Raw genomic sequence first — 9,773 nt, forward strand, 5'->3', positions numbered from 1 at the left:
GAAAAAAGTAGGGCCCTCATGGGTCCTACTTCATTTTGCATCCTGCAGCGCTCGGATGACTTGGTTGATGACGGGGTCATGCTTCGACTCGGTCCGATGCGCGAGGTAAATGACGTTCGTCGCAAAACGCTCCGGTGCTACGATTTGAACGCTTCCTCGCTCGAGTGCGTGTCGAATCAAATAGTTCGGTAAGATACTAATCCCACACTTCGATTCGATTGCCGCAAGAATCGCGTCGACGTTTGGTAAGATCATCTCCGGACGGATGTCTGGGCGTTCCCCGAACTGTGTCTGATAGTAACGACGGATGATGGGAAGCTCCAGTCCATAACTGATCCACGGCTGACGATCCATCCAATCTTTTAACTCATCGGTTGGGATTTCCCAATCGTTCGGCGCCACTAACAAAAACGATTCGTCGGCAATCGGGACGTATTGAATCCCTGGCTCCTCCATTCGCTTCGTCGCGATGACAAAGTCGAGCTCCCCGTCCGCTAAGCGTTTGATTAAATCTGCTGTCATTCCAAAATCTGCGATGTACTGTGCAGCATCAAGCGGCAAAGCGGGTATAATCTCATGTGTGACGAACTCGGTCGGTCCACCGAACTTGAGGACAGGACGCGGTTGTTCCCCTGAGACATATTTCATCTCAAGCGATAGTTCCTCGAGACGGTCAATCAAGCCGACCACTTGCGTGTATAGTTCCTTCCCCGCATCCGTCGGAATCATCTGACGTGGTGCCCGTGTGAAGAGGGACGTTTCGAGTTCTGCTTCGAGTGCGGCGATATGTTGGCTGACAGCCGGTTGGGTCAAAAAGCGAACACGCGCCGCTGCCGACACGGAACGTTGCTGGTACACGTGGATAAAACTGCGATACCATTCAAAATCAATCATCTGTGTAAACTCCTTTTGTATTCGTTACCTTCAGTATAAAAGGCATTAAATCATAAGACAAATAACGTTTAAATCATCAATCGATAAATAAATTTATAAGGAGTGGATGTTAGATGAAAGCTTTATTACTACATGAACCGAACACGTGGCAGACGATGCAAATCGAGAAGGTCGATACACCGACGCTTCGCTCCGGTGAGGTATTGATTGAGGGAGAATATGCAGGGCTCAACCCAGTCGACTATAAAACGGCTACCAATGGCAAACCCGAATGGTCATACCCTCACGTCCTCGGGCTCGATGTCGCGGGTACGATCGCCGCTGTCGCGGATGACGTGACGAACGTACAAATCGGTGACCGTGTCCTCTACCACAGCAACTGGAATGAATGGGGTGGCTTCGCCGAGTTCACACGTGCCAAGGCGCACATGGTCGTCCCGATTCCAGAATCGATCTCGTTCGCTGATGCAGTCGCTTTACCGACAGCTGGATTCACAGCGTACCAAGCCATTTTTGAAAAACTTCCGATGAATGCAATCGATACAATCCTCATTCACGCGGGTGCCGGTGGTGTCGGTGGCTTTGCCATTCAGCTGGCGAAGTATCTTGGAAAACGTGTCATCACGACCGCTTCAGCGCGTAACCATGACTGGGTCAAACAGCTCGGAGCTGACGAGGCGATTGACTACAATACGGAAGACTGGCAACAACGGGTGATGGAACTGACGAGCGGTCACGGTGTCAACGCCGTCATCGATCCCGTCGGTCGGGAGACGGCGACCGCTTCCCTCCAAGTCATCGCCTACAACGGACACATCGCCCATATCGCAGGAGCCCCTGACATGAGTGTCATCAAACCGTTCACACGTGTCATCTCCTACCATGAGGTCGCACTTAATGCGATTCATCATCAACAAGACCGTGTGAGCGAAGCAAACATCGTCCGCATCGGTACGCACATGCTCGAACTGCTTGCAGCGGGTGAGATTCAACCGATGATTCAAGAGACAATTCCATTTGCGGATATCCCGAAGAAGTTGGTCGAACTCTCGGACCGACATGTCGTCGGGAAGATCGTTGCCAATTTGAAGGCATGAAAAAAGAGGTCAGCGTTTTTAATACGCTGGCCTCTCTTTATCTTAAAAGTATCGTAACGGTTGGAATCCTACCGTATGGAAATCGAGCTTCGTCCCGTCCTCAGCGATAAAGAAGACCGCCTCGTTCGTATCGACGTCACGTGTGAACACTTTATAGAACGTCAACGATTTTTCGTCATTCGTCACATAGCGTGCTTCGTGTGTCGAGATGACTTGTGCGAACAGTTGCTGTTCGTCGAGCTCATCGATCAAATCATCAAACTTCGCAGCCTCTTCTTCTGTTGCCTCGCGACCCCGCTCAATTTCATAGTAAGCATCGCTCGCTTTTGGCTGAACACCGAGATTGCGATCAACGACGATCACACGCTCTGGTTCTTGGTCGATGACACTTGTGTAACCATACAATGACTCGATGAGCGTATTCTCTCCGGTCACACGACCAATACCCTTTAATGACTCTTCTCCAGTCAACGACTTCACTCGTGTCTCTTCTGGCACAATTTCCTCTTGATAGGCGATATTGTAAGCGCGGATGATTTCTCGTACTTGTAAAAACGTCGCGACGACGAGTAGTACGATGAGTCCTCCAATGATGATGCGTTTTGTCATGTCTCTATTTCCCCCTAGACTGTCATGCTCTCTTCTAAGGATAACCCAGGAACCGCATTCATCGCTAGTGTATCGCGCTTCCCGCGCACATACGCGTGATGTGCCGCGACCCCAATCATGCCGGCATTGTCTCCACAAAGATCGAGTGGTGGAATGACAAGTTGAATTCCTTCAGCAGCAGTGGCTTCTTGAAGCGCGGCTCGGAGTCCACGGTTTGCCGCGACACCACCGGCAACGAGCAATTGCTTCGCTCCTTTTTCTTTCACAGCGCGAATCGCTTTCTCAACAAGCACTTCGACAACACTTGCTTGAAAACTCGCTGCCAAGTTTTCAGGAATGACCGTCTCCCCGCGTTGCTCTGCATTGTGTACAGCGTTGATGACCGATGATTTCAATCCACTAAAACTGAAGTCGAAGCTACCCGGTTCAAGGCGAACGCGTGGGAAGTTGTACGTATCTTCCCCAACCGCTGCCAAGCGGTCAATTGCCGGACCACCCGGATATGGGAGGCTGAGCGTGCGTGCGACTTTATCATACGCTTCACCCGCCGCGTCATCACGTGTCTCACCAATGACTTCAAAGACACCGTGTTCTGGCATATAGACGAGCTCCGTGTGTCCACCTGAGACAACGAGACAGACGAGTGGGAACTCCATCTCTTCGACGAGTTCGTTCGCGTAAATATGTCCCGCGATATGATGGACGCCAATGAGCGGTTTTTGATGGGCGAACGCCAATGCTTTGGCCGCACTGATGCCGACGAGAAGGGCACCGACGAGACCCGGTCCTTGTGTGACCGCGACCGCATCGACATCTTCCATCGTCACGCCTGCTTCGCTCAACGCATCGTCAATGACATACGTGATGCGCTCCACGTGATGACGAGACGCCACTTCAGGGACGACGCCACCAAATCGTTTATGGCTCTCAATTTGAGAAGAGACGACGTTCGACAATAGCGTCTTCCCGTCTTTGACGAGCGCAACAGACGTCTCGTCACAGCTCGACTCGATTGAGAGAATCAGTGATGTGTTCATTCTGAGTCACTTCCTAACTTCGCCCAATAAATATAGGCGTCTTCATTATTATCCTGATAGTAGCGTCTTCTTCGTCCGGCTTGCATAAACCCAAACTGTTCATATAGTTTTTGCGCCCCGACATTCGACACGCGGACTTCTAACGTCAATCCGACAAGCCCCTTTGACTTGGCAAACGCGACAAGTTCCGCTAACAGTTGATTACCGATCCCTTGCCCACGAAATTCAGGTAAGACAGCAATGTTCGTGATATGTCCTTCGTCGACGATTTGCCATACTCCGACAAAACCGACGACCCGTTTGTCATGGACCGCGACAAAATAAATTGCCTGTTCATTTCGAAGCATCTCGTTCATAAACGCCTCTTTTGTCCACGGAATGGAGAACGACGCTTCTTCGACTTTCGTCACTTCTTCGACATCGAGCCACGTCATTCGACGAATTTTAACGTCAGCCATTGTTTTGACCCTCTAACCATTTCGCTTCCGCTTCAGCGAGTCGCAAATACTCTGGCTCAAACGCATGGACATCGCTCGTCTCATCGCTAAAGACGACCAAATCACTCGCGCGGCCGTAACGATGTGCAGCCGGCGCTTCGACATACTCATATTCACTCAACACGTCACGGAACGGTTCAACATCTCCAACGACGAGGAAACGTCCTTGGATATTCAGTCGTAGCCAGTCGGCGACAGACGCATGTTGATCGTGTGTCAGTGCCTTGTTCTGTTGATAATATCCGATATAGGCGTTGCCGCGTCGCGCGTCAATCAACGAGACGACGGGCAAGTCCGTATTCGGGGCTGCTGCCATGAGTTGAAGGGCGGACACGCCGATTAGTGGGATGTTCAACGTATAAGCAAGTGTCTTCGCTGTCGTCACCCCGATCCGAATTCCCGTGTACGACCCAGGACCTGTCGTGACAACGATGCGTTCGAGCATATTCGGAGTCCATTTCACAGCTGCCATGAGTTGTTCAATCATCGGCATGAGTGTGACCGCATGGTTTTTCGAGACCATGACCGTCGCTTCGGCTTGAATTTCTCCAGCCTCACTTAATGCGACAGATAAACGTGTCGTCGCGGTATCAATCATCAATTGCTTCATGCGAGCACCTCCTTGGCGATTTGAACGTAACGCTCACCCGTTGGAGCGAGTGTCAATTTTCGTTCTTCATCACTGACTCGTTCAATCGTAATCGCCAAGCGTTCTTCCGGAAGAGAAGACTCGATCAAGTTCGACCACTCTACGATGGCCACACCGTCACCGTTGATATATTCCTCAAGACCGATGTCATCCCCCGTATCCTCGAGTCGATAGACATCCATATGATAGAGCGGCAAGCGCCCTTTGTATTGTTTCATAATGGTGAATGTCGGACTGTTGACGTTCCGTGTGACACCGAGTCCTTTTGCGAACCCTTGTGTGAACGTCGTCTTGCCGGCACCAAGGTCACCGTTTAACGTGATGACCGTTCCTGCTTCGACGAGCGTAGCCAAACGTTCTGCCACTGCCTGCGTTTCCACCGCAGAATGCGTAATCAATGTATACATGAATGGTTCTCCTTTTATCACTTCTCATACGTACTCATTGTACACTTCATTTTAAGCAAAAAAAAACACGAAACGCTATCGTTTCGCTATCTCATTTAAAAATTGGTTGCGGGGGCTGGATTTGAACCAACGACCTTCGGGTTATGAGCCCGACGAGCTACCAGACTGCTCCACCCCGCGACGACATATGAAATTAAATAAAAATTGGTTGCGGGGGCCGGATTTGAACCGACGACCTTCGGGTTATGAGCCCGACGAGCTACCAGACTGCTCCACCCCGCGATGGTTTGAATTGTTTCGACATCCTCTATAATAAGTGAGACAGTTATAAAAAGCAACCTTTTTCTCAATGTTTTTTGAAAAATAGAATCGGGAACAGGTATAACAGCATAGAATTTAGAGAAAAGGGGCGCGACCGCCATGTCCAAATGGGGAAACCGATTCAAGAAATGGTTCTTTTCGGAGATCGAAGCCGACATCACGTTTGACCCGACATCACTCATTCCGAAGCAGGTAGTGACCGGGACCCTGCACGTATCCAACCCGACGACGACTGTCGTCCGGTTACAAGAACTGACACTCAACTTTTTGACGACATTTAAAGACATCACTATGGAAGGAAATGAATTCAATCGAGAAGCCGACATTCAAGAAATTCCGATTCCACTCACTGTCGTACTAGAACCTGGTGCGAAGGAAGACGTTCCGTTCTCATTCGAATTGACGATGTATGCCCCTTCGTCTGCTGGAGCCCCATACAGCGTGGAAGCGACGTTATGGGACAAGGACATGAAACGTGTCTGGTTTGACGTGATTGAACATATTGAAATCGAACCAATGCCTGAACTGAAACGATTGCTCGACGCAACGGCTCATGCTGGACTTGAACCGATGTTTGTTCGGAACGTGATTGACCCGCTCGGAGAAGAGCGTCCTTATCCGTTCGTCGAAAAGTATGGGTTCAAACCGGTCGGTGAGTGGGCCGATGAGTTTGAGGTCGTCAAATCATTTTGGCGTCTGCATGAAGACGGGATTGACCTCTACTACTGGCTCGACAACATCGAAACACAGCGAACGCTCGAGTCGATGGCGACTGACGTCGAATTGCGCCACCGCTCCCTCACATGGGAACAACTCGAACGTGAGCAAGAACAGCTCGGTCTCGGTATTCAAGATACGCTACGCAGTCACCGCTCCTCGTGAGCGGTTTTTTCAATTTGAATCATATTCCCACTCATATTGACGATGGTTTGGAAGTGATGTCGATACGGATGCATGAACAACTCATATTGAAGACGTCGCTCGTCATGCGAAGCGCGTAAGTAATCCATTTCCATTCCTCGTTCCTGGATATCACGATTCGCTCTGCGTCTAAATTCTGTCTCTCCGTCCGTATAAAGATAAATCGACTGGTCAAAAGAAGAGAGATCCAAAAATGCGACACTCATGCCCTCAATAATCGTAATCATTTTTTTCGGGTCAATCCACGTACGTTCTAAATATGAGACATCGATGGTGTAAAAGCCGATTCCCTCTCGAATCATAAGAACGTCACGCTCGAGTGACAGCAGATGATGCGCAGCCGGATGACACGCCGTCATCTTATAATGATGGGTTTTTCCATCGTGTTGATATGTGAGGATCGTTTGTTTCCGTAACTGTGAATCGATGATGTATGGATCTGTGTGAAGCAGGTTTATATCACCGAGTTGTTCCCGTAATGTTTCGGCCAACGTCGATTTTCCTGCTGCCCCATGTCCGGAAATCGCAATCAGCGTTCGTTTTCCTGTTTGCACATTTTGCACGATTTCATTGATGAGTCGTTCCATGATTCTCCCCCTTTGGTACACTTAATATAGAAAGGAAGTGCACCTATCTCATGTCTACTTGTCCATTTTGTCACCCGACACTAGATCCACATCAAACTATTATTGCCGAGAATGACTCTTGTTACTTTCTTATGCATGACCACGAGCAAGATGTCCTCGTTGGCTCGGGTGTGATTGTCCCGAAAGCACACCGCGCGACGACATTCGACTTAACGCCTTTAGAGTGGCAACATACATACGAATTACTTCATCAGGCGAAGGAACATCTTGATCAAACGTTTCAACCTGATGGATACACGCTCGGTTGGAACGTCGGCACGGCATCAAACCAAACTGTTCCTCATGCCCATCTGCACGTCATTCCGCGTTATGAGGCAGGTCCTCACGCAGGGAAAGGACTACGGCATTGGCTAAAACGACCGAAATGAACGAGCACTCCGAATTAGCTGACCTCATGTAGGTGAATCAAACGCTCGCGCCTACTTTGGATCACCTGTAACGATAGAACGCGTCATTCATCTTCCATCCGTTTCCGAAGTCTGATGGTTGATGCAGCGAAAATGATGAAAATCATCAATAATCCAAGACTGACCACTTTAAGTGTGGTCGATATAGGAGGGTTAAAGAAAAAAGGAATCGATAATACGAGTAGGGCACCTGTGATTCCCATTCCTCTAATGAGAAATGCGATTGATTTATTCATCCGTGCGTTTCTCCTTTCAAGTAAGAAAACGAATCTGCTACATCATGAACCTCTTCAGTTTGTTCTCTTACGACAGACAGCTCATCGCGTTAGGATGAGCTGTCTTCTTTTTTCTTCAGTCTCTTCAAGTTTCTGTTCTAACTGTTCCACTTGTATCGTCATACGAGCAATCAGCTGACTGATTTCCTTATCCAGTCCGTTCACTTGATCTAATGAATCATTGATTCGCCCATGCATCGTCCATTCTGAAAAAATATCATCTAAAAAGTAATCTGCGAACTGAATGAGTGAACCTCGATCGACATGCAATTCTTGAACAATTTCTTGGACATCTGCTAATTCACGGGAGAAACGTTCTAATGCAGATTGTAATTCATGCATCGTTTGCTCGGAAGCATCTAGCGCATCATGTTTCATTGCCGTCGCAAACAAACCTCCCCCGAAGAACGTATCATATGTCGACCAACCTTTGGCGCTGTCTAAGTGCTTTAGCGTCCTCGTAATCGTTGCTCGTGCTGCTTTACCCGCAACAATGGCTTCTCGATATTCGATGAGAAGTTCATTCGTCTTAGCTTGTTGATTGGTGAGATCATGTAGGTCTCGGCGAACAACTGGATCTTTTGTGAGGTGAGCTTCTTTTGTTTCGAGGAAAGTCTCCCACTCCGTATCGATGCTTTCATATCTCTCGAGCTGTTCTTGTAAATCTCGATGCTCGAGCGTCAATTCATCAATCATCTTCTCGTGTTCGCGCAATTTCAGTTCGGCACGAGCAGCTTCTTCTACTTCCTTTATGCGTTGCTCATCAAACGTGCCTCGTAACTTCCGCCACGTATTGACGAGCGAAAAATTTTCAAGATCGTAAACATCACGCTGTTCTTTCGTAAATGTATTCAACAATTCTTTCCGTACCGCTTCATGTTCCTTTAATTGTTTTTCAAGTGTCTTTTGTTTGCGAACAAGTCGATCGCGTTCGGCGATACGTTGTTGTAGGTCTAATTGGAGTTGTTCAAGGTTTTCCATTACATTTCTCCTCTCTTTGTACTGATCAAGGTGTCAATTGAAATACCATTTATCTTCATACCTTTGATGTCACATCCTGTTAACGTCGCATTCGTCAGGTCACATTGATTAAATGTAGCACCTCTCAGATTCGAATGATGCATTTGAATAGTACGTTCATTCTCTTGCATCGTTACAAAATTGAATTGTGAACCTGACAAATTCAAGTCACTGAACTTACTGTCGCGGAAATTAATGTTCCGAAAACGACTTTGACTGAAATTACAGTTACTCGCATCAAATAAAGAAATGTTACTGTTCGTCACTGCCAAATGACTCGCGTTTACCCCGTACGCCTGCCATCCTTCACATGACCGTTCTTCAAAGCAATGTGTACTCGGTTTTGCTTTTGTTCGTTTGACAAAACATACTTCATCATCCGACTCATACACGACTTGGAATCCTAACTGTTTATAAAAGCGAATATTTCTCTTTTGATGAGTTGATGTTTCTAGCTCCCAAATTCGTACATGTGGATACTCAGCTTCCACGTAATGAATCAATGCCTTACCGATTCCTTGCCCTTGAACATCAGGATGTACAAAAACACGATCGATTCGTGCATAGTCTTCCCCTGTCAATGTAAGCACAATGCCACCTACAAGTTTACCGTCTTGCTCCGTCACATAGGTTGTCAACTCTTCGATCAAATAGTGTGTCATTGGTTCATTGTCGTATCCAGGAGGCTCGACATTCAAATCTCTTACTGGTAACTGCAAGGTGTCTGCCTCTTGTCGAAAGCTTGCAGTTGAAACTTCTGTAATCCTCGAAATATCCTTTAAAGTGGCTAAACGAATATACAAAACAATCCCCTCTTTCTCATACTTAGTACGAAAAAGAAGGGATTAAGTTTCAATGAAATAAAAAAACGACCGAGCGTATGCTCGGTCGTCCTCTCTGTTGTTGCCTGGCAACGTCCTATCCTCACAGGGGGAGATCCCCCAACTACTTTCGGCGCTGAGACGCTTAACTTCCGTGTTCGGCATGGGAAC

The 9,773-nt window shown here is 47.9% G+C and carries 13 protein-coding genes, 2 tRNA genes and 1 rRNA gene; 3 read left to right on the forward strand and 13 right to left on the reverse strand.

Annotation, left to right across the window (positions count from 1 at the left end):
- Positions 1-30: 30 nt before the first annotated feature.
- Positions 31-894, reverse strand: a complete 864-nt coding sequence (locus tag KNO92_RS11600) for a LysR family transcriptional regulator (RefSeq protein WP_214761450.1) — start codon at positions 892-894, stop codon at positions 31-33.
- A gap of 113 nt (positions 895-1,007) precedes the next feature.
- On the opposite strand from KNO92_RS11600, the gene KNO92_RS11605 reads away from it, so the two are divergent.
- A complete protein-coding gene (locus KNO92_RS11605; protein ID WP_214761452.1) occupies positions 1,008-1,991 on the forward strand; it encodes a zinc-binding dehydrogenase in 984 nt (327 codons plus the stop codon).
- Between the two features lie 42 nt (positions 1,992-2,033).
- Here KNO92_RS11605 and KNO92_RS11610 read toward each other — a convergent pair whose 3' ends face one another.
- From KNO92_RS11610 to KNO92_RS11640, 7 genes are all read right to left on the reverse strand, one after another.
- On the reverse strand, positions 2,034-2,600 hold the full coding sequence (locus KNO92_RS11610; protein WP_214761454.1) for a hypothetical protein: 567 nt from the start codon (positions 2,598-2,600) through the stop codon (positions 2,034-2,036).
- A 14-nt stretch (positions 2,601-2,614) separates the two neighbouring features.
- On the reverse strand, positions 2,615-3,637 hold the full coding sequence (tsaD, locus tag KNO92_RS11615; protein ID WP_214697073.1) for a tRNA (adenosine(37)-N6)-threonylcarbamoyltransferase complex transferase subunit TsaD: 1,023 nt from the start codon (positions 3,635-3,637) through the stop codon (positions 2,615-2,617).
- Positions 3,634-4,095: a ribosomal protein S18-alanine N-acetyltransferase gene (gene rimI / locus KNO92_RS11620; RefSeq protein ID WP_214761456.1), complete on the reverse strand. Its 462-nt coding sequence runs from the start codon at positions 4,093-4,095 to the stop codon at positions 3,634-3,636. Before rimI ends, tsaD begins: the two co-directional genes overlap by 4 nt.
- Positions 4,088-4,744: a tRNA (adenosine(37)-N6)-threonylcarbamoyltransferase complex dimerization subunit type 1 TsaB gene (gene tsaB / locus KNO92_RS11625; RefSeq protein ID WP_214697083.1), complete on the reverse strand. Its 657-nt coding sequence runs from the start codon at positions 4,742-4,744 to the stop codon at positions 4,088-4,090. Before tsaB ends, rimI begins: the two co-directional genes overlap by 8 nt.
- Positions 4,741-5,190: a tRNA (adenosine(37)-N6)-threonylcarbamoyltransferase complex ATPase subunit type 1 TsaE gene (gene tsaE / locus KNO92_RS11630; protein WP_214697091.1), complete on the reverse strand. Its 450-nt coding sequence runs from the start codon at positions 5,188-5,190 to the stop codon at positions 4,741-4,743. Before tsaE ends, tsaB begins: the two co-directional genes overlap by 4 nt.
- Before the next feature lie 103 nt (positions 5,191-5,293).
- A tRNA-Met gene (locus KNO92_RS11635) sits at positions 5,294-5,370 on the reverse strand.
- Between the two features lie 25 nt (positions 5,371-5,395).
- Positions 5,396-5,472, reverse strand: a tRNA-Met gene (locus KNO92_RS11640).
- 138 nt (positions 5,473-5,610) lie between these two features.
- Here KNO92_RS11640 and KNO92_RS11645 point away from each other — a divergent pair.
- Positions 5,611-6,393: a sporulation protein gene (locus KNO92_RS11645; RefSeq protein WP_214761458.1), complete on the forward strand. Its 783-nt coding sequence runs from the start codon at positions 5,611-5,613 to the stop codon at positions 6,391-6,393.
- Here KNO92_RS11645 and KNO92_RS11650 read toward each other — a convergent pair.
- Positions 6,378-7,019, reverse strand: a complete 642-nt coding sequence (locus KNO92_RS11650) for a uridine kinase family protein (protein ID WP_214697094.1) — start codon at positions 7,017-7,019, stop codon at positions 6,378-6,380. The genes KNO92_RS11645 and KNO92_RS11650 overlap by 16 nt on opposite strands.
- A gap of 50 nt (positions 7,020-7,069) precedes the next feature.
- Between KNO92_RS11650 and KNO92_RS11655 the strand changes: the two genes are divergently transcribed.
- A complete protein-coding gene (locus KNO92_RS11655; protein ID WP_214761460.1) occupies positions 7,070-7,447 on the forward strand; it encodes an HIT family protein in 378 nt (125 codons plus the stop codon).
- An 83-nt stretch (positions 7,448-7,530) separates the two neighbouring features.
- On the opposite strand, the gene KNO92_RS11660 is transcribed toward KNO92_RS11655, so the two are convergent.
- From KNO92_RS11660 to rrf, 4 genes are all read right to left on the reverse strand, one after another.
- On the reverse strand, positions 7,531-7,722 hold the full coding sequence (locus KNO92_RS11660) for a hypothetical protein (protein WP_214697098.1): 192 nt from the start codon (positions 7,720-7,722) through the stop codon (positions 7,531-7,533).
- A gap of 81 nt (positions 7,723-7,803) precedes the next feature.
- The gene (locus KNO92_RS11665) at positions 7,804-8,742 is read right to left on the reverse strand and encodes a coiled-coil domain-containing protein (RefSeq protein WP_214697100.1); all 939 of its coding nucleotides are present in this window, start codon (positions 8,740-8,742) and stop codon (positions 7,804-7,806) included.
- Positions 8,742-9,500 (reverse strand): GNAT family N-acetyltransferase, encoded by a 759-nt coding sequence (locus KNO92_RS11670; protein ID WP_214761462.1) that lies wholly within the window; start codon positions 9,498-9,500, stop codon positions 8,742-8,744. Before KNO92_RS11670 ends, KNO92_RS11665 begins: the two co-directional genes overlap by 1 nt.
- A gap of 186 nt (positions 9,501-9,686) precedes the next feature.
- A 5S ribosomal RNA gene (gene rrf, locus KNO92_RS11675) occupies positions 9,687-9,773 on the reverse strand; the annotation flags it as partial.

This window comes from Exiguobacterium sp. s129 (genome assembly GCF_018617585.1).
GTDB classification, from domain to species: domain Bacteria; phylum Bacillota; class Bacilli; order Exiguobacteriales; family Exiguobacteriaceae; genus Exiguobacterium; species Exiguobacterium aestuarii_A.

Bases quoted from the DNA above. Each gene is read 5' to 3' on its own strand.
- tsaE (WP_214697091.1), bottom strand. From the start codon at position 5,190: ATGTATACATTGATTACGCATTCTGCGGTGGAAACGCAGGCAGTGGCA.
- KNO92_RS11605 (WP_214761452.1), top strand. From the start codon at position 1,008: ATGAAAGCTTTATTACTACATGAACCGAACACGTGGCAGACGATGCAA.
- KNO92_RS11650 (WP_214697094.1), bottom strand. From the start codon at position 7,019: ATGGAACGACTCATCAATGAAATCGTGCAAAATGTGCAAACAGGAAAA.
- KNO92_RS11600 (WP_214761450.1), bottom strand. From the start codon at position 894: ATGATTGATTTTGAATGGTATCGCAGTTTTATCCACGTGTACCAGCAA.
- KNO92_RS11655 (WP_214761460.1), top strand. From the start codon at position 7,070: ATGTCTACTTGTCCATTTTGTCACCCGACACTAGATCCACATCAAACT.
- rimI (WP_214761456.1), bottom strand. From the start codon at position 4,095: ATGGCTGACGTTAAAATTCGTCGAATGACGTGGCTCGATGTCGAAGAA.
- tsaB (WP_214697083.1), bottom strand. From the start codon at position 4,744: ATGAAGCAATTGATGATTGATACCGCGACGACACGTTTATCTGTCGCA.
- KNO92_RS11645 (WP_214761458.1), top strand. From the start codon at position 5,611: ATGTCCAAATGGGGAAACCGATTCAAGAAATGGTTCTTTTCGGAGATC.
- KNO92_RS11610 (WP_214761454.1), bottom strand. From the start codon at position 2,600: ATGACAAAACGCATCATCATTGGAGGACTCATCGTACTACTCGTCGTC.
- KNO92_RS11660 (WP_214697098.1), bottom strand. From the start codon at position 7,722: ATGAATAAATCAATCGCATTTCTCATTAGAGGAATGGGAATCACAGGT.
- KNO92_RS11665 (WP_214697100.1), bottom strand. From the start codon at position 8,742: ATGGAAAACCTTGAACAACTCCAATTAGACCTACAACAACGTATCGCC.
- tsaD (WP_214697073.1), bottom strand. From the start codon at position 3,637: ATGAACACATCACTGATTCTCTCAATCGAGTCGAGCTGTGACGAGACG.